At 70.7% G+C, this 25393-nt stretch carries 25 protein-coding genes, 1 tRNA gene and 2 pseudogenes; 15 read left to right on the top strand and 13 right to left on the bottom strand.

Annotated elements, in window-relative coordinates; genetic code table 11:
* Window positions 1–6: 6 nt before the first annotated feature.
* The 5 genes from ACIBZJ_RS06450 to ACIBZJ_RS06470 form a co-directional block, all read right to left on the bottom strand.
* Window positions 7–807, bottom strand: a complete 801-nt coding sequence (locus ACIBZJ_RS06450) for a carbohydrate ABC transporter permease (protein ID WP_395926242.1) — start codon at window positions 805–807, stop codon at window positions 7–9.
* A complete protein-coding gene (locus ACIBZJ_RS06455; RefSeq protein ID WP_395926244.1) occupies window positions 804–1739 on the bottom strand; it encodes a carbohydrate ABC transporter permease in 936 nt (311 codons plus the stop codon). Before ACIBZJ_RS06455 ends, ACIBZJ_RS06450 begins: the two co-directional genes overlap by 4 nt.
* On the bottom strand, window positions 1732–2955 hold the full coding sequence (locus tag ACIBZJ_RS06460; RefSeq protein ID WP_395926246.1) for an extracellular solute-binding protein: 1224 nt from the start codon (window positions 2953–2955) through the stop codon (window positions 1732–1734). The genes ACIBZJ_RS06455 and ACIBZJ_RS06460 overlap by 8 nt, the downstream gene beginning before the upstream one ends.
* A 115-nt stretch (window positions 2956–3070) precedes the next feature.
* Entirely contained in the window at window positions 3071–4096 is a 1026-nt protein-coding gene (locus ACIBZJ_RS06465) for a LacI family DNA-binding transcriptional regulator (RefSeq protein ID WP_395926248.1), read from the bottom strand.
* Window positions 4097–4246: 150 nt separating this feature from the next.
* Window positions 4247–4516: a hypothetical protein gene (locus ACIBZJ_RS06470; RefSeq protein ID WP_395926250.1), complete on the bottom strand. Its 270-nt coding sequence runs from the start codon at window positions 4514–4516 to the stop codon at window positions 4247–4249.
* A gap of 329 nt (window positions 4517–4845) precedes the next feature.
* On the opposite strand from ACIBZJ_RS06470, the gene ACIBZJ_RS06475 reads away from it, so the two are divergent.
* From ACIBZJ_RS06475 to ACIBZJ_RS06490, 4 genes are all read left to right on the top strand, one after another.
* Window positions 4846–5454, top strand: a complete 609-nt coding sequence (locus tag ACIBZJ_RS06475; RefSeq protein ID WP_395926252.1) for a hypothetical protein — start codon at window positions 4846–4848, stop codon at window positions 5452–5454.
* A gap of 47 nt (window positions 5455–5501) precedes the next feature.
* On the top strand, window positions 5502–6419 hold the full coding sequence (locus ACIBZJ_RS06480) for a potassium channel family protein (RefSeq protein WP_395926254.1): 918 nt from the start codon (window positions 5502–5504) through the stop codon (window positions 6417–6419).
* 112 nt (window positions 6420–6531) lie between these two features.
* Entirely contained in the window at window positions 6532–7023 is a 492-nt protein-coding gene (locus ACIBZJ_RS06485) for a DUF3145 domain-containing protein (RefSeq protein WP_395926256.1), read from the top strand.
* Between the two features lie 82 nt (window positions 7024–7105).
* A complete protein-coding gene (locus tag ACIBZJ_RS06490) occupies window positions 7106–8803 on the top strand; it encodes a glycoside hydrolase family 3 protein (RefSeq protein ID WP_395927726.1) in 1698 nt (565 codons plus the stop codon).
* On the opposite strand, the gene ACIBZJ_RS06495 is transcribed toward ACIBZJ_RS06490, so the two are convergent.
* The 5 genes and pseudogenes from ACIBZJ_RS06495 to ACIBZJ_RS06515 all read right to left on the bottom strand — a co-directional run bounded on the left by ACIBZJ_RS06495 (window position 8800) and on the right by ACIBZJ_RS06515 (window position 13597).
* A complete protein-coding gene (locus ACIBZJ_RS06495) occupies window positions 8800–10074 on the bottom strand; it encodes a beta-ketoacyl-[acyl-carrier-protein] synthase family protein (protein WP_395926258.1) in 1275 nt (424 codons plus the stop codon). The two genes, ACIBZJ_RS06490 and ACIBZJ_RS06495, sit on opposite strands and share 4 nt — an antisense overlap.
* 4 nt (window positions 10075–10078) lie before the next feature.
* On the bottom strand, window positions 10079–10324 hold the full coding sequence (locus ACIBZJ_RS06500) for an acyl carrier protein (protein WP_395926260.1): 246 nt from the start codon (window positions 10322–10324) through the stop codon (window positions 10079–10081).
* A 38-nt stretch (window positions 10325–10362) separates the two neighbouring features.
* Entirely contained in the window at window positions 10363–11319 is a 957-nt protein-coding gene (locus ACIBZJ_RS06505) for a beta-ketoacyl-ACP synthase III (protein ID WP_395926264.1), read from the bottom strand.
* 14 nt (window positions 11320–11333) lie between these two features.
* A pseudogene (locus ACIBZJ_RS06510) lies at window positions 11334–12251 on the bottom strand (ACP S-malonyltransferase); the annotation flags it as partial.
* Window positions 12252–12361: 110 nt separating this feature from the next.
* Window positions 12362–13597, bottom strand: coding sequence for a PucR family transcriptional regulator (locus ACIBZJ_RS06515; RefSeq protein WP_395926267.1), 1236 nt, complete (start codon window positions 13595–13597; stop codon window positions 12362–12364).
* Here ACIBZJ_RS06515 and ACIBZJ_RS06520 point away from each other — a divergent pair.
* From ACIBZJ_RS06520 to ACIBZJ_RS06535, 4 genes are read left to right on the top strand one after another with little or no spacing between them, the layout of a single operon-like run.
* Window positions 13596–14291 (top strand): alpha/beta hydrolase family protein, encoded by a 696-nt coding sequence (locus ACIBZJ_RS06520; RefSeq protein ID WP_395926269.1) that lies wholly within the window; start codon window positions 13596–13598, stop codon window positions 14289–14291. The two genes, ACIBZJ_RS06515 and ACIBZJ_RS06520, sit on opposite strands and share 2 nt — an antisense overlap.
* Before the next feature lie 38 nt (window positions 14292–14329).
* Window positions 14330–14875 (top strand): PAS domain-containing protein, encoded by a 546-nt coding sequence (locus tag ACIBZJ_RS06525; RefSeq protein WP_395926271.1) that lies wholly within the window; start codon window positions 14330–14332, stop codon window positions 14873–14875.
* Window positions 14872–15783 carry a methyl-accepting chemotaxis protein gene (locus ACIBZJ_RS06530; protein WP_395926273.1) on the top strand — a complete coding sequence of 304 codons (912 nt, stop codon included), beginning with the start codon at window positions 14872–14874 and terminating at the stop codon, window positions 15781–15783. The genes ACIBZJ_RS06525 and ACIBZJ_RS06530 overlap by 4 nt, the downstream gene beginning before the upstream one ends.
* A gap of 53 nt (window positions 15784–15836) precedes the next feature.
* Complete coding sequence (locus ACIBZJ_RS06535) at window positions 15837–16322, top strand: hypothetical protein (RefSeq protein WP_395926275.1); 486 nt, start codon at window positions 15837–15839, stop codon at window positions 16320–16322.
* A gap of 87 nt (window positions 16323–16409) precedes the next feature.
* On the opposite strand, the gene ACIBZJ_RS06540 is transcribed toward ACIBZJ_RS06535, so the two are convergent.
* Window positions 16410–17282, bottom strand: coding sequence for an LLM class F420-dependent oxidoreductase (locus ACIBZJ_RS06540; protein WP_395926277.1), 873 nt, complete (start codon window positions 17280–17282; stop codon window positions 16410–16412).
* Between the two features lie 72 nt (window positions 17283–17354).
* Complete coding sequence (locus ACIBZJ_RS06545) at window positions 17355–17615, bottom strand: hypothetical protein (protein ID WP_395926279.1); 261 nt, start codon at window positions 17613–17615, stop codon at window positions 17355–17357.
* Between the two features lie 244 nt (window positions 17616–17859).
* Here ACIBZJ_RS06545 and ACIBZJ_RS06550 point away from each other — a divergent pair, with 244 nt between their 5' ends.
* From ACIBZJ_RS06550 to ACIBZJ_RS06560, 3 genes and pseudogenes are all read left to right on the top strand, one after another.
* Window positions 17860–18987 carry a sensor histidine kinase gene (locus ACIBZJ_RS06550; RefSeq protein ID WP_395926282.1) on the top strand — a complete coding sequence of 376 codons (1128 nt, stop codon included), beginning with the start codon at window positions 17860–17862 and terminating at the stop codon, window positions 18985–18987.
* Entirely contained in the window at window positions 18984–19634 is a 651-nt protein-coding gene (locus tag ACIBZJ_RS06555) for a response regulator (RefSeq protein WP_395926284.1), read from the top strand. The genes ACIBZJ_RS06550 and ACIBZJ_RS06555 overlap by 4 nt, the downstream gene beginning before the upstream one ends.
* A 71-nt stretch (window positions 19635–19705) precedes the next feature.
* Window positions 19706–20506, top strand: a pseudogene (locus tag ACIBZJ_RS06560) (glycosyltransferase 87 family protein); the annotation flags it as partial.
* 287 nt (window positions 20507–20793) lie between these two features.
* On the opposite strand, the gene aceE reads toward ACIBZJ_RS06560, so the two are convergent.
* Window positions 20794–23535, bottom strand: coding sequence for a pyruvate dehydrogenase (acetyl-transferring), homodimeric type (aceE, locus tag ACIBZJ_RS06565; protein WP_395926286.1), 2742 nt, complete (start codon window positions 23533–23535; stop codon window positions 20794–20796).
* Between the two features lie 200 nt (window positions 23536–23735).
* Between aceE and ACIBZJ_RS06570 the strand changes: the two genes are divergently transcribed.
* The 4 genes from ACIBZJ_RS06570 (at window position 23736) to ACIBZJ_RS06585 (ending at window position 25381) form a co-directional block, all read left to right on the top strand.
* Window positions 23736–24143: a YjbQ family protein gene (locus ACIBZJ_RS06570; RefSeq protein ID WP_395926288.1), complete on the top strand. Its 408-nt coding sequence runs from the start codon at window positions 23736–23738 to the stop codon at window positions 24141–24143.
* Window positions 24144–24279: 136 nt separating this feature from the next.
* Window positions 24280–24717, top strand: a complete 438-nt coding sequence (locus ACIBZJ_RS06575) for a DUF3052 domain-containing protein (RefSeq protein ID WP_395926290.1) — start codon at window positions 24280–24282, stop codon at window positions 24715–24717.
* 89 nt (window positions 24718–24806) lie between these two features.
* On the top strand, window positions 24807–25271 hold the full coding sequence (locus ACIBZJ_RS06580) for a peroxiredoxin (protein WP_395926292.1): 465 nt from the start codon (window positions 24807–24809) through the stop codon (window positions 25269–25271).
* 35 nt (window positions 25272–25306) lie between these two features.
* Window positions 25307–25381 (top strand) — tRNA-Val (locus ACIBZJ_RS06585).
* Window positions 25382–25393 lie beyond the last annotated feature (12 nt).

The raw sequence follows: 25393 nt of genomic DNA on the forward strand, positions 1-25393 counted from the left end.
TTCCTCCTACTTGACCGCGCCGGCGGTGGTGCCCGCGGCGACGTAACGCTGGGCGACCACGAGCAGCACGACGGCGGGGATCGATGCGAGCACGGCGGTGGCCATCACCGAGCTCCAGTCCTCGACGAACGACCCGATGTACGTGTAAAGGCCGAGCGTCACCGGGCGGACGTCCTCGGTGGTCGTCAAGGTGAGGGCGAAGAGGAAATCGCCCCAGGTGAACAGGAACGTGAAGAGCGCCGCCGTCACCAGGGCGTTCCTGCACATCGGCAGCACGACCGAGACGAACGTCCGCACCGGTCCGGCGCCGTCGACCCAGGCGGCCTCGACGACCTCGCGGGGGAGCGCACCCATGAACGCCCGCAGGATGAGCATCGCGAACGGGATGCCCGCGGTGGAGTCGGCCAGGATCAGGCCGCCGATCGAGTTCAGCAGCCCCAGGTCGTTGTAGGCGCTGTAGAGCGCGTTCGCGACCACGATGCCCGGCACCATCTGGCTCAGCAGGATGCCGAGCAGCACCACTCCGGAGAAGCGGATCCGGAACTGCGCCAGCGCGTACGCGGCCGGGGTCGCGATCAGCAGGCTGAACCCGACGCTGCCCAGCGAGATGACCAGGCTGGTCAGCAGGTGGCGGCCCTGATCGTGCAGCGCCTTCGAGTAGCCCGACAGATCGAGGTGGATCGGGATCCACGGCGTCTCGACCGCACCGCCGGACGGCTGCAGCGAGACGTTGACCATCCAGTAGATCGGGAACAGCAACACGGCCAGGATCGCGATGCCGCCGAGAGTCCAGCCCCAGCCCTTCATGCTTCCCTCCGGGCCAGTCGCAGGTACACGAACGCGAAGACCAGGGAGATCGCGATCAGGATGTTGCCCAGGGCCGCCCCCTGTCCGAAGTCGAACTCGACGAAGGACAGGTGGTAGGACTGCGTCGCCAGCGTCTGGGTGGCGTTGGCCGGGCCGCCGCGGGTCAGCCCGAGGATCAGGTCGAGGACCTTGATCGTGTACACCAGCCCCAGCACCAGGACGACGTTCACCACCGGCCGCAGCAGCGGCCAGGTGACGTACCGGAACGCCCGCCAGCCGGTGGCCCCGTCCAGCGCCGCGGCCTCGTAGAGATCGGTGGGGATGTCCTGCAGCCCGCCGTAGAGGATCGTCGCGTTGAACGGGATCCCGATCCAGATGTTGACGATGATCACCGCGATCAGCGCCAGCGACGTGCTGGTCAGCCACCCCGGCGAACCCGGCAGAAGACGGTTCAGGGCGCCGTTGTCCTGGTCGAGGATCCAGCGCCAGACCGCGCTGGCCACGATCAGCGGGATCAGCCACGGCAGCAGCAACAGGGAGCGCAGCAGACCCGACAGCGGGAACCGGCGGCGGAAGTACACCGCGATGCCCAGACCCAGCACGAACTGCCCGAGGATCGACCCGGCCGTGAACACCACGGTGTTCAGCAGCGCCTTGCCGAACACCGACGAGCCGATCACCGCGGAGTAGTTCGCGAACCCGGCCCACGGAGCCTCGCCGGTGTAGAACGTGGACGTCGTGTAGTGCTGGAACCCCATCACGACGTTCTTGACGACCGGGTAACCGAAGAACAGCACGAGGTACGCGATCGCCGGTAGGAGGAACAGCACCTCGACCACCCGGTAGCGGCGCCGGCCGGTCGGGGTCCTGGACGCCGGCACCCTCGCCGGGCGCGCTCGGCGCGCCCGGCTGACGGATGCTGGACTAACCATTCTGGGCTTCCTGCAGCGCCTTCAGCGGGGCGGCACCGCCGGTCAGCGCTTTCTGCACGCCGGTGTAGATCTTGGTCGCGGCCTTCGGCCAGTCGGCGCCGAGCTCACCGGTCCGCGCCCGGGCGTCCTTCACCAGCGTGCTGAACGCCTTCATCGACGGCTGGTCGGCGACGAACTGGTCCTGCAAGGACAACTTCGTCGGGACCGTCTGCCGCTCCTTGGCCAGCAGCAACTCGTTCTCGTCGCTGTTCAGGCACTTGACGATCTTCGCCGCGTTCTTCTGCTTGTCCTTGTTGCCGGTGTTCGGGATCGTCCAGGTCTCGCCGCCGAGCGGGGCGACCGAGGTGCCACCGGCCTTCGGCGCCGGGATCGGCACCACGTCGTAGTGCAGCGCGGTGTTCTCGTTGAGCAGCGGGAACTGCCACGGGCCGTTGACCATCATCGCCGCGTTGCCTGCTTTGAACTGGTCGGCGACGTCGGCCTGGGTCCAGTTCAGCACCGACTTCGACGCCGAGCCGTCCTTCAGCAGGTCGACCCAGAGCTGCAGGGCTTCGGCGACCTGCGGCGTCGCGATGTTCTTCTCGTCGCCGCCGTTCGACCACATGAACGGGAGGAACTGCCAGGTGCCCTCGTAGTTGGCCGGCGCCGAGAACCCGATCCCGTACTGCTTGCCCTTGGTGAGCTTCTTCGCCGCGGTGCGCAGTTCGGCCCACGTGGTCGGGGGCTGCACCCCGGCCGCGGCCAGGATGTCCTTGTTGTAGAACAGCCCGATCGTGTTCGTGACCGGCTGCAGACCGTAGACCTTTCCCTTGTACGTCGAGGCCGCGACGACGCCGGGCACGACGCCGTCGGCGTTCAGGCCGTAGTCGGTCACCGGGGAGAGGGCCCCGGTCGCGGCGATCTGCTGCAGGTCGGGGTTGTCCAGCATGAGGACGTCCGGCAGCGTGCGTGACGAGCTCTGCTGGAGGACTTTCTGGATGAGCGTGTCGCCGGGTACCGCCTCGCGCTGGATCGTCACGCCGTTCTTCGACGCGCAGTCGTTCAGGACCTTGGTGTAGACGCCCTTGTCGGGTTCGTTGTTGTAGTAGTCGAGCACGCGCAACTTCGTCGCGTCTCCGGACGAGTTGTTGCTGTCGCCGCAGCCAGCCATCGCGAGTGGGAGCGCGAGTGCCAGCGCGGCTGCTGCCGCTCGAACCATCGATCGGCGCTGATCCATGTGCTGTCCTTTCTTCGGAGGCGGGGGAAACCTCCGGCTTACGGGGGATTGAGAGGGATTCGTCGTCGATACGTATCGATGAACGGCACGGGTCGCGGGCGCCCGACGGCGTCCGCTACGGGGGAGGCATGACCGTCTGCCGTCGGGTGAGCTCGGGGGTGATCAGCTCGATCGTGGGCGGTCTCGCGACCGGCGAGTCGAGCAGGCGGAACAGCGTTTCCATGGCCCGGCGGGAGACGTCCCTGGGCTCGAGCGAGACGTTCGTGACCGGCGGCTCGCCCTCGGCGGCCGAGAGGTCGGTGCAGAGGCCGATCACCGAGACGTCCCGGCCCGGCGCCAGGCCCCGGGCGGTCAGCGCGTGCACGATCGGCTGGACGGTGTTCGAGGCCGGTATGACCACGCCGAGCCGGTGCCCGTCGGCCAGCGCCACCAGCCGGTCGGCGGCCACCCCGGCGGCCTCGCGTCCCCATTCGACCGGGGCGATGACCTCCAGCGGCAGTCCGTGCCCGTGTGCGGTGCGCCGGGCGGCGTCATAAAAGCGGTTCACGTAGTTGAGGTCGCGATGCACGATCTCGGCCGGGTGCCCGACGAGCGCGAGACGGTCGTGGCCGCAGGCCGCGAGTTCGTCGACGGCGAGCCGGGCCGCCAGCGCGAAGTCGAGGTCGACGCAGTGCAGCCCGTGCGGATCGTCGGGCACGCCGATCAGGATCACCGGAGTACGGACCTCGGCCGCGACCGGGAGGCGGTCGTCGTCGCGGGCGTGCAGGTCCATCAGGATGATCGCGTCGCACATCGACCGCCCGGCCAACCGGCGGATGCCGGCCGCGCCCTCGTCGGTGGTGACGAGCAGGACGTCGTGGTCACGGGCCCGTGCGGCCCCGGCGATCGTCTCGATGAACGGCAGCAGGCCGGTCGTGTCGGCGCCGCGTCCGAACGGAACGACGAGCCCGACGACGTTCGTGCGCTGGCTGGCGAGCGCCCGCGCCCCGGCGTTGGGCTCGTAGGTGAGGTGGTCGATCGCGTCGAGCACCCGGCGGCGGGTTTCGTCGGAGATCGGGCGCTTGCCGCTCATCACGTACGAGACCGTGCTCTGCGAGACCCGGGCCAGGCGGGCGACGTCCTTGCTCGTGAACGCGGCCATCACACCTCCCCGCGAATTCGTCGATGCGTATCGACGACGGCGAGGTTAGAGCCGTTCGCGGGTGCGACGCAAGAGTCGGACGGTCGCGGCCACGCGATGCGCCGTGTTGCTCCGGCGCGCCGCGCGTGACTGAGTGCGCCGGCCGCGGTTTCAAGGTTCGGTTCGGCGGGGTTCCACGATCTGGACGACTCGGACGATCGGCCCCACTTCGAGCGTGGCCACGTTGCCCCACTCGACCACGAGGTCACCGTCGGCCGTGGAGTACTGCAATCGACCGCCCCGGTGCAGATCTTGCGGAAAACGTCGAAGTGCGTCCTGCGGCGAGCGTGCGACGACACGAATCACGCGAGCGGTGCCGTCGATCGCCACGCGTACCCAAAATTCCCGGGCGACGCGCTCTGGCGGGTGTTCGCGCTGCATAGCGGCACAGTATCGAACGCGAGTTCGAATCCGTAGTACGGGTGGGGCCCCGACGCGCGCGCGGGGTGCTCGTGGCGATTGGGTTGTTTGGGACGAACAGGGCGAGGCCATTCACTCATGTTCGTTCGGCACTTGGTCGTATCAGTTAGCGGCAACTCGTGATTTTCTGTCGATCACTCTTCAGAATTGAAAGGGCACCCTCAGCGACGAGGGGGTTCTCACTGGTCCGTGGCGACGGGATCGGAGACAGGCGGATGGGTCGTTACGTCAAGGAGCGAGGAACAGGCGAGGAGACGTACTACTGGTATCCAGGTCAGAAGGATGACTGGATGCAGGCCGCTATCGCCCTGGGGAGTGGTCTGGTCGCGGCAGCGGCCATCCGGGTGACCACCGGCAGCAACATGTGGGCGGCGGCGGTCGGCTTCACGCTGACGGCCGCGCTCGCGGGGACATACCTCGGACGGCGGGACGCGCGCGCGCTCACCGTCACCGAGCCCCGCGGGCTGGCCGGTGCGGTACTCATCGCGTTGGCGTTCGTCCGGGCCCTGGCCAAGGGGTCCGGTGCGGCGCTGGCGGCGATCGTCATCGCACGGAGTGCGAACCCGGGGTTCTGGTACGAATGGGTGCTTCCGTTGGTGCCCGCCGTGGTCGGTGCGGTCGCGCACCATCTCGGTATGTTCTACGAGAACCTGGAGAAAGCGTCCAAGGTCAAGGTCAAGGCGTCTCAGTCGGAGCTGGCCAAGTTCGCGGCCGAGATGAAGGCCGCGAAAGAGGCAAAGGCCGCACAGGCCCCGACCGAGACGGCAGAGGTACCGCAGACGCTCGACCCCGCCATGGAGACGGCGCCGTACGTGGCCGCTCTTCCCGGCGAGGTCGACGAGCCCCACAGCACCACCGACAGCAGGCAGGCGGTGTTCTCCCGCCGCCGTCCGGCCTGACGGTTTTCCGACGCGCCAAGCCCCCGGATCCACGGCACACTCGATGAATGCGCTGGTGGGGATCCGGGGACGGGCGTCTGTCGGCCGCTCGGCGGAACGGGGCCTACGAGCGGTTCGTGGATCGCACCGACGACGTCATGCTCGTGCTCGCGCTGGTCTTCGTCGGTGTGCTGGTCTGGCCGCTGCTCGACCACGACCTCTCGCCCGGGATCCGCGAGGCCCTCCACTGGGCCGACGTGGCCATCTGGGTGGTGTTCGTGGTCGAGTACTGCGTCCGCCTGGTGCTCGCGGCTGACCGCTGGCGGTTCGTCCGGTCGAACGTGCCCGACCTGGTGATCGTGCTGGTGCCGCCGCTGCGGAGCCTGCGGCTGGTGGCGGCGCTGATGCGGCTGCTGGGCCTGGTCAGCATCGTGGGGCGGCTGTCACGGCAGAGCCTGGAGGTCCGGACCGGCGCCTACACGGCGATCCTCGCCGTCGGGGTGCTCTTCGCCGGCGCGGTGACCGTGTACGACGCCGAGCGTCTCGATCCGGACGCCAACATCACGACGTTTCCGGACGCCCTGTGGTGGGCGCTGACGACGATGACGACGGTCGGGTACGGCGACCGGTACCCGGTGACGACCCAGGGGCGCTGGATGGCCGGCGTCCTCATGCTGGCGGGGATCGCGATCCTGGGGATCGTGACCGCGAGCATCGCGGCCTGGTTCATCGGCCAGTTCTCGGCGGCCTCCGCCGCGATCACCCACGCGGTCGAAGACGTGGCCGAAGACGCCGCGCAGGACTCCCGGGCGGACGCGGCGCGGAGTGCCGAACTGCTCGCCGCGGTCCGAGAGCTATCTCACCGATTGGAACGTTTGGAGGGTCGGGTAGACGACGCGGTGCGCCATCTTGACGCGGCGCGACACGCCGAAAACGGCAGAACCGGTACAGAACCGGCTCTTATGCGCGACGATCAAGGCAGCTGACCGGGCAGAACGGCTTGGCACGACACCCGCCCCGAGGGCATCATGAGTGTCGACCTACCGATGGATACAGGGCGTTGGGGAAGGCGTACCTCGTTCCTACGGGAGGTCTCCGGTGCCAGCACGTGGCGTTTTGTACGTCCACTCCTGCCCGCCTGCGGTGTGCCCGCATGTGGAGTGGGCTGTCGCACGGGTCCTTGGCGTGCCCGTGAATCTGAAGTGGACGGCGCAGCCTGCCGATCCTACGACCCTGCGTACCGAGTCCCAGTGGACCGGTAGCCCAGGGACGGCAGGCGAGATCGCCACCGCTCTGCGTGCCTGGCCGATGACTCGGTTCGAGATCACCGAGGAGCCCAGCCCCGGTGTCGACGGAGAACGGATCATGCACGTACCCGGCCGGGGCGTCCACCGCAGCACGATGAGCGCGAACGGCGACATCATGGTGTCCGAAGACCGCCTGCGGAGCCTGCTGGCGACCGCGGTCGGCCCGGACGCGATCGCGCACGGCCTGGAGAAGCTCCTGGCCGCCGAATGGGACCTCGAGCTCGAGCCGTACCGTCACGCGGGCGACGGGGCCCCGGTCACCTGGCTGCACCGCACGGGCTGAGTACCGTGGGGCGGTGCCCCGCTCCGCGCAGCTCTTACCGTCCCGGCTCGACCGTCCCGGTAGCCGAGGGCCCCGCCGGCCGTTGCTGCTCGTGATCGCCGGCGTCGTGGTCCTCGGTCTGGTCGTCGGCGGCTTCTGGGTACTGCGCCCCGATGCCGGGCCCGACGACGAGGCCGCTCCGCCCCGGCCCTCCGCGGCGGGCCCGTCCCCGGCGCCGGCGGGCGGCGACGCGGCCACCCGGGCGAAAGCGATCGCGAGCAAGCTGGCCGACGTCGATCTGGTCGGCCAGATGCTGATGCCGTTCGTCTACGGCGACTCCGCCACCGACGTCAGCCCGGCGACCCGGCAGCTGAACGTGTCCCGCGACGGCGTGGGCACGCCGGCCGAGATCGTGAAGAAGTACCGGCTCGGCGGCGTGATCCTGATCCGGCGCTCCAACGACGACCCCACGGCGCCCACCAACCCGGCGTCGAACGTCGGGGCACCCTCGCAGGTGCGGGCGCTCACGTCCGGGCTGCAGAAGAGCGCTCAGGGGCTTCCGGCGGGTGTCCCGCTGATGATCGGCGTCGACCAGGAGCACGGGACCGTCACCCGGATCCGCGAGGGCGTCACCCGGCTGCCCACCGCGATGGCGTTCGGCGCGTCGGACGACGCCGCGCTGACCGAGCGGGCCGCGGCCGTCTCCGGCGCCGAGTTGCGGACGCTCGGCATCGACGTGGACTTCGCGCCCGACGCCGACGTGATCGGCGGGCCGGGCAACACCGTGATCGGCTCGCGCTCGTACGGCGCCGACCCGGCGAAGGTCAGCGAGCAGGTGGCCGCGACCGTACGGGGCTACCGCAGCACCGGCGTCGCCACCGCGCTGAAGCACTTCCCCGGGCACGGGCACACCGACGTGGACAGTCACGAGGCGCTCCCGGTGCTCTCCCAGGACCGGGCGGCGCTCGAACGGGAAGACCTGGCGCCGTTCGAGGCCGGTATCGAGGCCGGCAGCGAGATCGTCATGTCCGGCCACCTCTCGTTACCGGCGATCGACCCGGACTACCCGGCGTCGCTGAGCCACAAGATCCTCACCGACCTGCTGCGCGGCCGGCTCGGGTTCACCGGCATGGTGATCACCGACGGCCTGGACATGAAGGCGCTGACCGACGAGTACGGCCCGGCCGAGGTCGCGGTGCGGGCGATCCTCGCCGGGAACGACATGTTGCTGCAGCCGCCCGACGTCGGGGCCGCGCAGCAGGGGCTGCTCGCCGCCCTGAAATCCGGACGCCTGCCCCGTGAGCGGGCGATCGAGGCCGTGACGCGGGTTCTCACCGTCAAGTTGACGTCGAGGCCGGCGGCGCAGCCGATGTCGTCGCTGGCGTCGCCCGAGCACGCGGCGGTCGTCACCGCGGTGGCCGCGAAGGCGGTCACGGTGCTGAAGGGAAAGTGCAGCGGCGCGCTGGTCCGCGGCCCGGTGACCGTGACCGGCGGCACGACGGAGGCGCGTACGGCGCTGAAGACCGCACTGGCCGCGCAGGGGGTCGAAACCGGAGCCGGCGGCGACTCGATCCACCTCGCCGGCTACCTCGACACCGCGGCCGACCTGCGTCCGGCGACGGTCACGGTCGCGACCGACGTCCCGTACATCCTGGCGTCCGCGAAGTCCCCGACGCTGCTGGCGACGTACGGCAACATCCCGGCGTCGATGACCGCGCTGGCCGCCGTGCTCACCGGGAAGGCCCACGCAGAAGGCCGCTCACCGGTCCCGGTGAGCGGCCTGCCTGCTTCTGCCTGTTAGAGGGCGGTGAACACCAGCGCGACGTTGTGGCCGCCGAAGCCGAACGAGTCGTTGACCGCGGCCGTGATCTGCAGCTTCCGCGCCGTGTTGGCCGCGATGTCGAGGCAGACCCCGTCGTCCGGGTCTTCGAGGTTGATCGTCGGCGGCACGATCCCGTCCCGGATGGACAGGACGGTCGCGATCGCCTCCACCGCGCCGGCCGCGCCGAGCAGGTGCCCGGTCATCGACTTGGTCGCGGTGACGACCGGGTGATCCCCGATGGCCGTGCGGAGCGCCAGCAGCTCACCCATGTCGCCCGCGGGCGTCGACGTCGAGTGGCCGTTGACGTGCTGGATGTCCGCGCCGGTCAGCCCACCGTCTCGGAGGGCCTCGGACACGGCACGCGCCTGGCCGCTGCCCGACGGGTCGGGCTGGACGATGTCGTAGCCGTCGGCCGTGATACCGGCACCGGCCAGCACCGCGTACCCCGAACGCCCACGGGCCCGGGCGTGATCGGCCCGTTCGAGGACGACCATGCCGCCGCCCTCACCGAGGACGAAACCGTCCCGGCCCTTGTCGTACGGACGCGACGCGCGCTCCGGCTCGTCGTTACGGGTCGACATCGCCCGCATCGCGGCGAAACCGGCCATCGGCAGCGGGTGGATGCACGCTTCGGCCCCACCGGCCAGCACGACGTCGGCCTTGCCGGTCCGGATCAGCTCCAGACCCATCGCGATCGCCTCGGCACCGGTCGCACACGCCGACACCGGCGCGCGCACGGCGGCCTTCGCGCCGAGTTCCAGACCGACGACGGCCGCCGGGCCGTTCGGCATCAGCATCGGGACGGTCAGCGGCGAGACCCGGCGGGGTCCCTTCTCCCGCAGGACGTCCCACTGGCCGAGCAGGGTCAGCGCGCCGCCGATGCCGGAGCCCACCACGACGGCGAGCCGCTCGGGCTCGACCTCGGGTGCGCCGGCGTCCCGCCACGCTTCGCGGGCAGCGACGACGGCGACCTGCTGGACCCGGTCCATCCGGCGGGCCTTGACCCGCTCGATCACCTCGGTGGGCTCCACCGCGAGCCGGGCGGCGATCCGCACCGGCATCTCGGCGGCCCACTCCTCGGAAAGCTGCCGCACACCGGACCGGCCGGCGAGCATGGCTTCCCACGTGGAGACGGCGTCGCCACCGAGCGGGGTGGTGGCACCCAGCCCGGTGACGAGCACCTCGACAGAAGCGCCGGCACCGTTGGGCGCCGGAGCGGCGGAGACCTCAGCGGAGGGGCGCTCGGTCATAAGCTCAGGCCTGTGCCTGGGAGATGTAGGCCACCGCGTCGCCCACGGTCTTCAGGCCCTGGACGTCGTCGTCCGGGATCTTGACGCCGAACTTCTCCTCGGCGGCGACGACCACCTCGACCATGGACAGCGAGTCCACGTCCAGGTCGTCCGTGAAGGACTTGTCGTCCGCGACGTCGTCCTTGGAGACGTCGGCGATCTCCTCCAGGATTTCCGCCAGGCCGGCACGGATCTCGTCGTTGCTGCTCACAGTGGCTGTTTTCCTTTCGCTGTTGCTGGGGACCGAGCTCAGGGCAGTGTGACTACCTGGCCGGCGTAGGTGAGGCCGCCGCCGAAGCCGAACAGCAGCGCGTGGCCGCCCGAGGGCAGTTCGCCGCGCTCGACGAGCTTCGACAGAGCCAGGGGGATCGACGCCGAGGACGTGTTACCGGACTCGATGATGTCCCGTGCGATCACCGCGTTGGTCGCGCCGAGGCGCTTCGCGATGTGATCGATGATGCGGACGTTCGCCTGGTGCGGGATGAACGCGACCAGGTCTTCCGGGGCGACGCCCGCCCGCTCGCACGCCTGCAGCGCGAACGGCGCCAGCTTGGTGGTGGCCCAGCGGAAGACCGCCTGGCCCTCCTGCCGGATGTAGCCCGCGTCGTCGATCTCCAGGACGTCACCGCGCGGGCCGTCACTGCCCCAGAGCACCGGCCCGATGGCGTTGCGCGCGGAGGCGGTCACGACCGCGGCACCGGCGCCGTCGGCGAACAGGATGCAGGTCGTCCGGTCGGTGAAGTCCATCACCTGGGTGAGCTTCTCGGCGCCGATGACGAGCGCGGTTTTGGCCGCACCGGCGGTGATCGCGTGCTGCGCGGTCGCCAGGCCGTAGCTGAAGCCCGAGCAGGCGGTGTTGATGTCGTAGGAGCCGGGCGCGTTGATACCGAGCCGCGCCGCGACCTGGCTGGCGACGTTCGGCAGCATGGTCGGTGGAGTCAGCGTCGCGACGACGACCAGGTCGACGTCGGTCGCCTCGATGCCGGCGTTCGCCAGCGCCTTGCCCGCCGCGGCCACCGACATCGTGAGCGTGTCTTCGTCCGGGCCCGCGAACCGGCGGGCCTTGATGCCGACCCGGTCCTGGATCCAGGCGTCGTTGGTCTCGACGCCCCACTCGTTCGCGAGGTCGTCGTTGGTGACGACCCGGGCCGGCTGGTAGTGGCCGAGCCCGGCGATGCGCGCACCGGGGCCATCCGTGTAACTCATGTCCGTGTTGGTCAAGAACGGGCTCCGATCAGCTCGGCGGCGGCCGGAAGGTCGTCGGGGGTGTTGACGGTGACGACCTTGACGCCCTTCATCGCGCGCTTGGCCAGGCCGGCCAGCGTCCCGGCGGGCGCCAGTTCGATCGCGGCGGTCACGCCGAGTCCGAGCAGCGCCTCCTGGCAACTGTCCCAGCGCACCGGCGAGGTCACCTGACGGACGATACGGGCCAGGGCTTCGGCGCCGGTCGGCACGGCCGTGCCGTCGGCGTTGGAGAGCAGCGTGGGCGCCGGGTCGGTCGTGGTGACCCGTGCGGCGACCGCGCCGAGCGCCTCCCGGGCGGGCGCCATGTACGGAGTGTGGAACGCGCCGGCGACCTGCAGCGCGATGATCCGGGCGCGGGCAGGCGGGTCGTCGGCGAGTTTCGCCAGCGCGGGCAGCGGACCGGCCGCGACGATCTGACCGGCGCCGTTGCGGTTGGCCGGGGTGAGGCCGAGTGAATCCAGCCGTTCCAGCACCTCGTCCTCGACGCCGCCGAGGACGGCGCTCATGCCGGTCGGCTCGAGCGCGCACGCGGCAGCCATCTCGCGGCCGCGGACGGCGGCCAGCTCCACGGCGGCCGAACCGCCGACGACACCGGCCAGCGCGGCGGCGGTCAGCTCGCCGATGCTGTGTCCGGCCACCACGTCCACGTCGGAAACGGGCAGGAACGACGCAACCATCAGGCCGGCGGCGACCAGCAGCGGCTGCGTCTTGGCGGTGTCCCGGATCTCGTCGGCGTCGGCCTCGGTTCCCCACCGCGCGATCTCGAGGCCGGTCACTGTCGAGTACTGATCGATCAGTGCGGAGGCACGGTCGGCGCCGTCCCATCCGGTGAGCCACGGGGTGAGGAAGCCTGGCTTCTGCGAGCCCTGTCCGGGGGCGAGTAGGGCGAGCACCTCTTGAGCCTCGCAATTTCCGGGCCGCTTTCGCGGTATGGCGGGCGACTAACTCCTCCGCAGGTTTTTGGAGGTTTCCTCCAAACCATGAGGTGTGCCGGTGACGGGCCTCACGTCTGGCCGTGCATGCGGCCGATCGCGAGCGCCAGACGCAGGCTGAAGGCGTCCCGCGGGTTGGTCGGGACGAGCGTGGTGATCTCCCCGATCCGCCGCAGACGGTAACGCACGGTATTGGGGTGAACGAACAAGATTCGTGCCGTCGCCTCCAGCGCGCCGCCGCTGTCCAGGTACACCGAGAGCGTCTCGACGAGAGTGGGGCCGGCGGAGTCCAGTGGCTTGTAGACGTCGGACACCAACCGGCGGCGCGCCTCGGTGTCACCGGCGAGCACCCGCTCGGGCAGCAGGTCGGCCGCGGCGACCGGACGCGGCGCCGCGGGCCAGGCCGCGACCGCCCGCCAGCCCGCCTCGGCGGCCCGGGCCGACTCCGGTGCCCCGGACAGCGCGGGCACCGCGTGGCCGACGACGATCGGGCCGGTCCCGAACTCGGGCAGCAGCATCTGGGTCGCGCGCACCGGGTCGTCGGCACCACCGAGAACGGCCACCAGCCGCTGCCCCTGGACGCCGGCCAGCACGTCCAGCCCGGCGCGGCGTCCGGTGTGCACGAGGCTATCGACGATCTGGTCGGAGTCCATCACGGTGACGGTCGCCGAGTTCGGTGCCGTCCCGATCACGACCGCGACCGGCGAGAGGTCGGTCCAGCCCAGGGCGGCGGCCCGGCTGGCCAGTGCGTCGGCCGGATCGCCGCGCAGCAGAGCGTCCACCAGAAGGGCCTGCAGACGCAGGTCCCACGCGCCGCGGGTCTCGGCCGCCCGGGCGTAGACCTCGGCGGTCGCGAACGCGACCTCGCGGGAGTAGCGCAGGATCGCCTCCCGCAGCTCGGACTCCTCGCCCGGCGCGGCGAGCTCGCCGGCCTGTTCCTCGGCCACCTCGACGGTGATCTTCACCATCGCCAGCGCCTGCTGGAGCGTCACCGACCGGGCCATCTCGCGGGGGGCCGCGCCGAACACGTCGCCGGTCACCTTGGGGCGGCTCTTCGGGCTGCGCATCCACTGCACGAGCGAGCCGATGCCGGCCTGGACGACGAGCGTCACCCAGGAGCGCTGATCGGCCGGGAGCGAGCGGAACCAGGGGAGCGTGTCGTCCATCCGGGCCACGCTGCGGGTGGCCAGCGCGCCCGATGCGCGCTCGATCCGCCGGAGGGTGGCGGCGAGCGGTGCGGTGGTCACGGGCGAAGCGTGCCACGTCTGCACCGTGACCTGGGAATCGGTCGGCGATAGTGGGCGCATGAGTGAGTTGCTGCGCTACGGCGACGGGCCGGACCAGGTCGCCGAGTACTTCCCGGCCGGGCCGGATCCGGTCGCGCGGGTGCTGTTCCTGCACGGCGGGTACTGGCGGGCGGCGTACGACCGGACGCACGCCCGGCCGCTGGCCTCGGCGCTGGCCGAAGCCGGGTTCGCGGTGCTGCTGGCCGAGTACCGCCGGGTCGGGCAGCCCGGCGGCGGCTACCCCGGCACGCTGGACGACGTGGCGACCGCGATCGACACGCTCCCGGGCGGGCCGTTCCTGCTGGCGGGCCACTCGGCCGGAGGCCACCTCGCGCTCTGGGCCGCCACCCGTTCGGGCGAGCGGGTCGCCGGGGTGCTCGCGCTGGCGCCGGTGGCGGATCTCGCACTGGCCTCGAAGCTCGGCCTCAGCAACGGCGCGACCGAGGAGTTCCTGGGCGGGTCCCCGGCCGAGGTGCCCGACCGGTACGCGGTGGCCGACCCCACGGCGCTTCCCGCGCCGGGTGTCCCGGTCACGATCCTGCACGGCGACGCCGACGACACGGTCCCGCTGGACGTCGCCCGCTCCTACGCCGCCGACGGGCGCGCGACGCTGCGGGTCCTCGAGGGCTCCGAGCACTTCGGAGTGATCACGCCCGGATCCGCCGACTGGCCGCGCGTCGTCGCCGCGTTGAACTTGTTAGTGAAGTCCGTTTAGTCCGTAAGATCCCTTCAGGTAAATCTGCGGGGGGTTCCGTGACGCGACCGAAAGTCGTCCCCAGCGGCGTCGAACGGACGATCGCCGACGACGAGCTGATCGTCAGCAAGACCGACACCAGGGGCGTTCTGACCTACGTCAACGACGTCTTCCTGCGGGTGTCGGCCTACCCGGAGGACGAGGTGCTGGGGCAACCGCACAACATGATCCGGCACCCGGACATGCCGCGCTGCGTCTTCAAGCTGCTGTGGGACACGATCAAGTCCGGACAGGAGATCTTCGCCTACGTCGTCAATCTCGCCGGGGACGGCGCCCACTACTGGGTGCTCGCCCACGTGACGCCCACGTTCGGCGCGGACGGCCGGATCATCGGCTACCACTCCAGCCGCCGGACGCCGGACCGCGCCGGGATGGACGTCATCCGGCCGCTCTACGGCCGGCTGGTGGCCGAGGAGCGCAGGCACGCACGTCCGGCCGACGCGCTCACCGCGTCGCACGCGATGCTCACCGCGACGGCCGACGAGGCCGGCGGCTACGAGCGGTTCGTCTGGTCGCTGGAGTCCACCCGGGCCGGTGCCCGGTGAAGGACGACGAGGTCGAGATCTACCGCGAGGCCATCCGGCTGCTGGCCGACGCCTGCCGGGCGACCGGCCGGGGCGACGTCGAGGTCCGGGTGCCGCAGTTGCCGGGCGAAGACCGTTTCCCGGACGTCGCGACGATCCGGCACAGCACGAACCACCTGCTCGACATGACCGACGCGTTCATCCGCGAAGCCGCCGCCTCGCTGGCGTCGGCGGCCGAGGGGCGGTACCACCGGACGTTCCTCGAGCGGGGCATGCAGGGCACGTTCCGCACCGGGGCCCGCTCGATCAACCAGGCCTGCGAGGCGATGCGGGCCGGTGCCGGCCGGGTCGAGGGCGCGGCCGCGCACCGGCTCGAGCTGGCCGGGGAGTTCGAGAACGCGGTGCTGTCGGTCGCCGAGCACGTGGCCGCCGCCTCCACCGAGCTGGGCGCCTCGGCGCAGACGCTGGCCACCGCCACCCGCAGCGCGGTCGAGTCGACCGACCGGGCCGGCGACACGATCCGGATGATGAGCGAGGCCTCGGCGCAGATCGCGCAGATCGTCCAGATCATTACGAAGATCTCCGCGCAGACGCGCCTGCTGGCTCTGAACGCGACGATCGAGGCGGCCCGCGCCGGCGAGGCGGGCAAGGGCTTCGGCGTCGTCGCGACCGAGGTCAAGCAGCTGGCGGACGAGACGTCCCGGGCCAGCGAGCGGATCCTCGAACAGGTCACCGACGCGACTGCGCGGACCGAGGACGCGGTGGTGGCCATCCGCAGCGTGACCGGGTCGGTCTCCGAGATGGACCAGATGGCCGCCGGTATCGCCGAGGCCGTCGAGGGAAGCGTCGGCTCGGGCGGGCTGTCGCAGATGGCCGAGACGCTGAGCAGCGAGGTCACGAAGTTTCTGGACGTTTTGCGCCGAGACTGATCAGGGTGTGTCACATACGTGTAATTACGTCACCGAAGTTCTACTCTGTGCGCATGGCGAAGCATCGGGCGATTTGTCCCTCTCTGGTAACGGTGGCGTCGGTCCTCACGCTGTTGCTCGGCGCCGCGGTGATGGCCGAGGTGGCGATCGCGACGGTGCCGTTCGCACTGATCTGGCAACTGGCGATCGCCTGGGCGGCCTGCTCTGTCGCGCTCGGCCTGCGTGAGGGGCGTCGCTGGGCGCTGTACGCGGCGGCGCTGCTGGCCGTGGTCAGCCCCGGCCTGGCGCTGGCCGCCGCGGACGCGGTCGGGCCGCTGGCCGCCGCACCGTTCCTGCTGGCTCCGGCCGCGGTCGCGCTCCTCGTCCCGGAGCGTTCGTCGCGGTGGTTGCGCCGACGGCGTCCGGCTCCCGCGCGAACCCTCGTCAGCTCTCTCACGCGGGTTCCGACCGGCGGTGCGACCCGCGCATCGGCCGCGCTCGCGGTCCAGAGCGACTACGCGCTCGTCGGCGTCGCTCCGGGCGGTCGCGTGAGCGGCTGAGCACTCTCCCCGGGGCTGAGGGCCGGTCCGTGACCGGCCGGGGGGCAACGGCCGGGCGGCGCACGCGCCGCCCGGCCGTTTCGTGTCTCAGACCTCGCGCAGGCGAGGCAGAACCCGCTCGCAGACCTCGGTCACCCAGACCGGCGGGTCGTCGTGGCCCCGGTTGCCGAGCCACACCTGCTGCACGCCGACCTTCGCGTACTCCTCCATCGTCCGGAGGAACCCGTCGGTGTCACCGAGCGCGTCCAGGCTGGTGATGATCGTCTTCTCGATCTCCGCCGGATCCCGGCCGACGTCCGCGCAGTGCTGGTTCAGCACGTCGATCTTGTGCGCCACGGTCTCGACGTCCGGCGCGAACAGGTTGCACGCGTCGCCGTACCGGGCCACGAGCCGCAGCGTCTTCTTCTCGCCCGAACCGCCGATCATCACCGGCGGCCCGGGCTGCTGGACGGGCTTCGGACGGCAGAGCGTCTCGGCCAGCCGGTAGTGCTTGCCCTCGTACGGGCCGTCGTCGTCGCTGAACATCTGCCGGGCGATCAGCAGCGTCTCCTCCAGACGCTCGAACCGTTCGGCGACCGGCGGGAACGGCACGCCGAGCGCCCGGTGCTCCTTCTCGTACCAGGCGGCGCCGATGCCGAACATCGCACGCCCCTGGGAGAGCACGTCGAGCGTCGCGACGGTCTTGGCCAGCAGCCCCGGGTACCGGTAGGTGACGCCGGTGACGAGCAGGCCGAGCTTGATCCGCCGGGTGACGCCGGCCAGGAAGCCCAGCCCGGTGTAGCCCTCGAGCATCGGCTCGGTGGCCGGTGCCATCGCCTCCATCTGGAACCAGTGGTCCATCAGCGTGAACGTGCTGGCGCCGCCCTCGTCGGCGGCGCGGGCGGTCGCGGCCAGCAGTGGCGCGATCGCGGTGTTGCCGCCGGGGAACGAGAAGCTCGGGTAGTGGATCGCAAGTTTCACGATCTCGAACCTATGCCGGTCGTGGTGTCGGCGCGCGGCGGCGCTCGCGCCCGTTTTCTCCGACGGCAAGTTCTAAGGCAGCGGGGGCGGTGCGGCGCCGGGCCGCTGGGACGGGAACACCACGCCGGGCGGCGGCCCGGGAGGCGCGTCGTCCGCCGACGGCGGCGGTTCCGGCGCCAGGTGCCAGGCCACGGTCACCGAGACCGGGGCCCGCGAACCGGGGCTGGGGGCACTGTAGGTGACGTCGATGCGGTCCGGGCGCCCCGGAACGCCGGCGGATACGCACTCGGCCAGCCAGGTCCCGGCCGCGGTCCGGTCCGGACCGTCGGGCACGGAGTGGATCGTGACGGCCGTTCCGTCCGGAAGGTGGACGGACGAGTTTTCGGGCACGGGGGATCGCCTCCGTCGAAGGAGTCGGATGTTCGAGGACGGTGCGCGCTAGCGGAGGGGTACCCGGTCCGCCGGAACGGGACACGTAGGCCTGCGGGCTTACGTCCGTGGGCGGCTGTGCGGGAAGGCGGGTCTGGCTAGCGTGGCCGGGGTGGACTCTTCTCGCCGGCGACTGACCATGCCGATCGTGACCGCCGTCGCGGTGCTGCTGAGCCTGGCCTACATCTTCGCGTACGGGGATCACGCGTTCGGCGGTGGTCCCGACATGGTGCTGCCGATGGCCGTCGTGCTGGGCTGGCCGCTGGTGGTGCTGCGGGGCCGGCCGGTGCTCGCGACTGCGCTGATCCTGCTGGCCGCGGCGCTTCTCCTGCCGACGATGAACGTCGTGATCGTCGGCCCGATCGCCGTCGCCGCGACGCTGGCCGCGGTCTGGCTGCTCGCGACGAGCCGGCCGTGGCGGGTCTCGCTGCCCGCCTCCGCGCTGGCGACCGCCGTGCTGCTCGCGCTCACGACGGCGTTCTACCTCGGGCGCCGGAACTTCGTCACCACCGCGGCGATCCTGGTGCTGGCCGCGATCACGGTGTGGACGGTGGCGGGCTCGTTCCGGCAGCGGCGCCGGTTCGCGGACGCCCGGCGCGCGCAGGAGATCGAGCGCGCGGACGCCCGGCGCGCGGAGGAGACCGAGCGCGCGGTGGTCGCCGAGCGGCTGCGGATCGCCCGTGAGCTGCACGATCTGATCGCCCACAGCCTGGGCGCGATCGCGATCCAGGCCGGCGTCGGCCGCCGGGTGATCGACAACCGGCCGGCCGAGGCCCGGAACGCGCTCGACGCGATCGAGTCGACCAGCCGGCAGGCGCTGGCCGAGCTCCGCCGCACGCTCACCGCCCTGCGGCGGTCCGATCCGGAGGCCCCGGCGGGTTCGGAGTTCAGCCCGTCGCCCCCGGCGCCCGGTCTGGCCGACCTCGAGCGGGTCCTCGCCGTTGCCCGCGATTCCGGTGTCCAGGTCGACGTCGAACAGGCCGGTGCTGTCCGCGACCTGCCCGCCGACCTGGATCTGGCCGCGTTCCGAATCGTCCAGGAGGCCGTGACGAACGTGGTGCGCCACGCCGGGACCGACCGGTGCACGGTGCGCCTGACGTACGGCGATTCGCTGGAGATCGACGTGACCGACGACGGGGCCGGGAGCGGCACGCCGGGCACCGGCTACGGTCTGGTCGGGATGCGCGAGCGCGTCACGCTGCTCGACGGTCGTTTCGAGGCGGGGCCGCGGCCCGAGGGAGGTTTCCGGGTGTCTGCGCTGGTACCGCTCCCGTGACGATCTCCGTGGTGCTGGCCGACGACCAGCCGCTGATCCGGACCGGCCTGCGGGTGCTGCTCTCCGAGACGCCCGATCTGATGCTGGTGGGCGAGGCCGCCACCGGTCTGGAAGCCGTCGAGCTGGCCGAACGCCTGCGGCCGGACGTCGTCGTGATGGATCTGCGGATGCCGGAGCTCGACGGGATCGAGGCGACCAGGCGGATCACCGAGACGGTGCCGGAAACGCACGTCCTGGTGCTGACGACCTTCGACGACGACGAGTCGGTCTACGGGGCGCTCCGGGCCGGGGCGAGCGGGTTCCTGGTCAAGGACATGGGGCTGGACGACCTGCTGGCCGCGATCCGCGTCGTGGCCGACGGGGACGCGCTGATCGCGCCGAGCGTGACGCGGAAGCTCGTCGACGCGATGTCGGGCCGGAAGCCCGCGCCGCCGCGGTCGGCCGATGGCCTCACACCGCGGGAGCGGGAGGTGCTGACGCTCGTGGGGCGGGGGCTCTCCAACGGCGAGATCGCGGCCGAACTGGTGATCAGCGCCGCTACCGCCAAGGCCCACGTGGCCCGGCTGCTGACCAAACTGGACGCTCGCGACCGGGTGCAGCTGGTCATCCTGGCCTACGAGTTCGGTGTGGTAGGCCCCAAGGCGTAAGCCTTCTGACCTGCGGTGATGTCGTCCGCAGGCCGATGTGGGCACCGGGGCCGGAAAGCCACCGTGTCCGCATGGCAAAAGTGGTGTTGAGCATCCAGCTGGCTGTGGTGGTGGTGTTCGCGATTCTGTGGAACCCGCTCGATTTTTTCATCTACCGTCTCGGAGGCCAGGTCGTCGGCGACGGGGCCCGGCTCTATCTGGAGCAGCAGGCCGCGCACTGGTTCACGTACACGCCGTTCGCGGCCGTGGTGTTCAAGCCGTTGTCGTTCGTGCCGCTGGTACCGGCGCGGGTGCTCTGGGAACTCGCGTCGGTCGGGGCGCTCGTGGTGGCGTGCGGGCAGGTGATGGCACGCCGGCTCGTCCCGTGGGCGGTGGCCGCCGGGCTGATGCTGGAGCCGGTGTGGCACTCGCTGTTCCTGGGCCAGATCAACCTGATCCTGCTCGCGCTGGTGATGGTGGACCTGCGGCGGGTCGCGTCCGGCCGCAGGGCCGGCATCGGCATCGGGATCGCCGCGGCGATCAAGCTGACACCCGGCATCTTCATCGTGATGCTGCTGGCCGCCGGGCGGGTGCGGGCGGCGGCGGTCGCCGGGGCGACGTTCGCGGCCGGGACCGCGCTCGGGTTCCTGGTCGCGCCGCAGGCGTCGGTCGTGTACTGGCGGGACACGTTCTACGACAGCACCCGAGTCGGCGTGCCGTACGTCAGCAACCAGTCGCCGTACGGGGCGCTGGTGCGTGCGCTGCACGAGGTCGGGGCGTGGTACTCCGTGATCCCGCTGGTGCTGGGGGTGTGCGGGATCACGCTCGCGGCGGTGTACGCGCGGCGGGACGACTGGCTCGGGGCGTTCGCGGTCGCGGGGCTCACCGGGTTGCTGGTGTCGCCGGTCTCGTGGAGCCACCACTGGGTGTGGGCGTTACCCGCGCTGGTGGTTCTGGTGCGCGACGGTTACCGGCGCGCCGCGATCGCCGCCGGTGTGGTGTTCGTGTTGTCGCCGATGTGGGCCACCCGGCTGGTGGACCGTCCGGACGACGTCTGGGCGCTCACGCTCTACCTGCTGGTGGGGAACACGTATCTGTTCCTCGGTCTCGCGCTGCTGGGGCGTCTGGCCGTACGCCCCGGCGCCGGGAAGGGCACCGGGGCGCTGCTGCTACCGATCGGTCAGGACGCGCCGCCGGTTTCACCCGGGGGCGCCGCGTTGACGTCGTCGATGCGGTACTTGGCCACGGCGTCGGCAGCCACCGATGCCTCGATCTCGCCCCGCTGGGCCAGGGCCCGCAGGGTCGCGACCGCGATCGACTCGGCGTCCACCTTGAAGTGGCGACGCAGGGCGTGGCGCGTGTCGGAGGCGCCGAAGCCGTCGGTACCCAGCGACGTGTAGTCGCCCGGTACCCAGCGCGAGATCTGGTCGGGTACCTGGCGCATCCAGTCGCTGGACGCCACGACCGGTCCTTCGGCGTCGGCCAGCTGGGTCGTCACCCACGGCGTGCGCGGCTCCGCGTCCGGATGGAGCAGTGCCTCCGCGTCCGCCGCGACCGCGTCGCGCCGGAGCTCGGTCCAGGACGTCACCGACCACACGTCGGCGGAGACGTTCCAGTCTTCGGCCAGCAGCTGCTGGGCCCGCAGGGCCCAGGGCAGCGCCACCCCGGAGGCGAGCAGCTGCGCACGCCGGGCGCCCTCGGCCGTCTTCGGCGCGGGAGCGAACCGGTACAGGCCCTTGAGGATGCCCTCTTCGGACACGTGCTCCGGCATGGCCGGCATGACCATCGGCTCGTTGTAGACCGTGAGGTAGTAGTAGATGTTCTCCGGGTTCTCGCCGTACATGCGGCGCAAACCGTCTTCGGTGATGACCGCGACCTCGTACGCGTAGGCCGGGTCGTAGGCGACGACGGCCGGGTTCGTCGCCGCGAGCAGCAGCGAGTGGCCGTCCTCGTGCTGGAGGCCCTCACCGTTGAGCGTCGTGCGCCCGGCCGTGGCACCGAGGACGAACCCGCGGGCCAGCTGGTCGGCGGCGGCCCAGAAGCCGTCGCCGGTGCGCTGGAAGCCGAACATCGAGTAGAAGATGTAGATCGGGATCATCGGCTCGCCCTGGGTGGCGTACGACGTCCCGACCGCGGTGAACGACGCCACCGAGCCGGCCTCGTTGATGCCCTCGTGCAGGATCTGGCCCTGCTCGGACTCCTTGTACGCCAGCATCAGCTCGCGGTCGACCGAGGTGTACTGCTGGCCGTGCGGCGAGTAGATCTTCGCCGTCGGGAACAGCGAGTCCATCCCGAACGTGCGGGCCTCGTCCGGGATGATCGGCACGAAGCGGGCCCCGATGTTCTTGTCTTTCATCAGGTCCTTGAGCTGCCGGACGAACGCCATCGTGGTGGCGATCTTCTGCTTGCCGGAGCCCTTCTTCAGCTGGGCGTACATCTCCTTGCCCGGCAGCGCCAGCGGCTTCGACCGGTCGGTCCGGCGGGGGATCGCGCCGCCGAGCTGGCGGCGACGCTCCATCAGGTACTGGTACTCGTCCGAGTCCTTGCCGGGGTGGTAGTACGGCGGCAGGTACTTGTCGAGCTTCTCGTCCGGGATGTCGAGGAAGAGCCGGTCCCGGAACTCCTTCAGGTCTTCCGGAGTCAGCTTCTTCATCTGGTGGGTCGCGTTGCGGGCCTCGAAGTGGCTGCCCAGCGTCCAGCCCTTGATCGTCTTGGCGAGGATCACGGTCGGCTGGCCGGTGTGCTCGGTCGCGGCCTTGTAGGCGGCGTAGAGCTTGCGGTAGTCGTGGCCGCCGCGCTTGAGGTTCCAGATCTCGTCGTCGGAGAGCTGCTCGACCATCTTGCGGGTGCGCGGGTCGCGTCCGAAGAAGTGCTCGCGGACGAACGCGCCGGACTCGGCCTTGTAGGTCTGGTAGTCACCGTCGGGCGTGGTGTTCATCAGGTTGACCAGCGCGCCGTCGGTGTCGGCGGCCAGCAGCGGGTCCCACTCGCGGCCCCAGACGACCTTGATGACGTTCCAGCCGGCGCCGCGGAAGAACGACTCCAGCTCCTGGATCACCTTGCCGTTGCCGCGGACCGGGCCGTCGAGGCGCTGCAGGTTGCAGTTGATGACGAACGTGAGGTTGTCGAGCTCCTCGCGGGCGGCGACACCGATCGCGCCGAGCGACTCGACCTCGTCCATCTCGCCGTCGCCGAGGAACGCCCAGACGTGCTGGCGGCTGGTGTCCTTGATGCCGCGCGCGTGCAGGTACCGGTTGAACCGGGCCTGGTAGATCGCGTTGATCGGGCCGAGGCCCATCGAGACGGTCGGGAACTCCCAGAAGTCGGGCATCAGCCGCGGGTGCGGGTAGCTGGAGAGCCCGCCGCCCTCGTGGGAGAACTCCTGCCGGAAGCCGTCGAGCTGGTGCTCGGTCAGCCGGCCTTCGAGGAACGCCCGCGCGTACATGCCGGGGGAGGCGTGCCCCTGGAAGAAGATCTGGTCGCCGCCGCCGGGGTCGTCGTGGCCGCGGAAGAAGTGGTTGAAGCCCACCTCGTAGAGGCTCGCGCTGGAGGCGTAGGTGGAGATGTGGCCGCCGACCCCGATGCCGGGACGCTGCGCGCGGTGCACGAGCATCGCGGCGTTCCACCGCATGTAGGCCCGCAGACGGCGCTCGATGTGCTCGTCGCCGGGGAACCACGGCTCCCGCTCCGGCGGAATCGAGTTGATGTAGTCGGTGCTCCGCAGGGCCGGGACGCCGACCTGCATCTCCCGGGCCCGCTCGAGGAGGCGCAGCATGATGTACCGGGCGCGCTGGCGACCGGCGTTGTCGATCACTGCATCGAGCGATTCGAGCCACTCGGACGTCTCCCCGGGATCGATGTCCGGGAGCTGACTGGGTAGCCCGTCGCTGATCACCGGGAGCCGTTCGCGTGAGTTCGCCACGTCGATCCTTCACACTCGTCGGTGGGTGGGGTCCGGTCGATCACGGTCGGCGACCGCCCGAGGCCACTTTCGCTGTACCGATCCATCCTGCCTCGTAGGCGCGAGGATGGTTAGCTGCGGGGGACGGTTACCGGCCGGTAGTTGTCGCGCCTGACCCACCCAACGCGCCAGGCACGGACGCGACCGGCAGGATAGAGCACGTGGACAGCGAGATCATCACCGTCCGTACCGGATCCAAGCCGGTCGTGCTCGACCTGACCGAGCGGGCGTCCGCGTTCGTGCGCGAGCGGGGCGACGGGCTCCTGCACGCGTTCGTGCCGCACGCGACCGCCGGGCTCGCCGTACTGGAGACCGGTGCGGGCAGTGACGACGACCTGCTGTCGGCCCTGGAGGACCTGCTGCCGGCCGACGACCGGTGGCGACATCGGCACGGCAGCCCCGGTCACGGCCGCAGTCACGTGATGCCGGCCCTGATTCCGCCGTACGCGACACTGCCCGTGCTGGGCGGACGTCTGGCGCTGGGAACGTGGCAGAGCCTGTGCCTGGTCGACCTGAACGTCGACAACCACGACCGGCAGGTGCGCTTTTCGTTTCTGACCAGCGGGTAGTACTGGTCCGTCAGTAAGAAAGCGTGCGACGCGAGCAGCCGGATTGCGGCGAACACTTGCGTTGCGCTGGATGAATGTGTGGACTACCGGACTAGGCGGCGACACGCCGCCATCCGTAGGAGGAGGGAACCTAAGAGTGAGCGCGACCGCGGGTCACGCCGACGGCGTCAAAAGCCCGGCAGACCGGCTCGGCATCCAGCCGGGCATGGTGGTCATGGAGATCGGCTACGACGACGACGGTGCCGTCGATCTCCGCGACGCCGTTGCCGAGCGGGTAGGCGACGATCTGGTCGACGAAGACTCCGACGAGGTCGTCGACGTCGTGATGCTCTGGTGGCGGGAGGACGACGGCGACCTGTTCGATGCACTGGTCAACGCGTTGACCCCGCTCGCCGACAACGGCGTCGTCTGGCTGCTGACGCCCAAGGCCGGTCGGTCGGGGCACGTCGAGCCGAGCGACATCAGCGAGGTCGCACCGACCGCAGGACTGCAGCAGACGTCGAGTATCAGCGCTGCGCAGGACTGGTCGGGTGCGCGGCTGGTCGCACCCAAGGCGGCGCGCTCGAAGCGCTGACCCCGGGGTAACGTCCGCCGTCACACCGGCAGCGCTTCGACCGGCGCTCCCGGTGCCGTCGGTATGTCTCCGTTCGGAAGGGTTCCAGGATGCCCGTCGAGGTCGGCGATCTCGCGCCCGAGTTCACGTTGCCGGACCAGAACCATCAGCAGGTGTCGCTGGGCGGGTTCTCCGGCCGCAAGAACGTGCTGGTCGTGTTTTATCCCCTGGCGTTCTCCGGAGTGTGCTCCGGAGAACTCGCGGCGATCCGGGACGGCCTGGAGCGGTTCCAGAACGACCTCGTGCAGGTCGTGACGATCAGCGTCGACTCGTTCTTCGCGCATCGCGTCTGGGCCGATCAGGAGGGGTTCACGTTCCCGCTGCTGGCCGATTTCTGGCCGCACGGGGCGGTGGCGCAGAGCTACGGCGTCTTCGACGAACAGAAGGGCACCGCGCGCCGCGGGACGTTCCTCGTGGACGTCGAGGGCGTCGTCCGCTGGAAGGTGGTCACCGAGCTGGGCGTGGCCCGCTCGTCGGCCGACTACGCCACCGCGGTGGCCGCGGTGACATCCTGAGTGGTCCTCGCGTTACCCTGGAGCCCGGTACCGAGGGGCGCATAGCTCAGTGGAAGAGCACTCGCCTTACAAGCGAGGGGTCGTAGGTTCGAACCCTACTGCGCCCACCACCTGCACGGCCC

Origin of the sequence: Cryptosporangium sp. NPDC051539, from assembly GCF_044454545.1 — a bacterium.
Lineage (GTDB): Bacteria > Actinomycetota > Actinomycetes > Mycobacteriales > Cryptosporangiaceae > Cryptosporangium.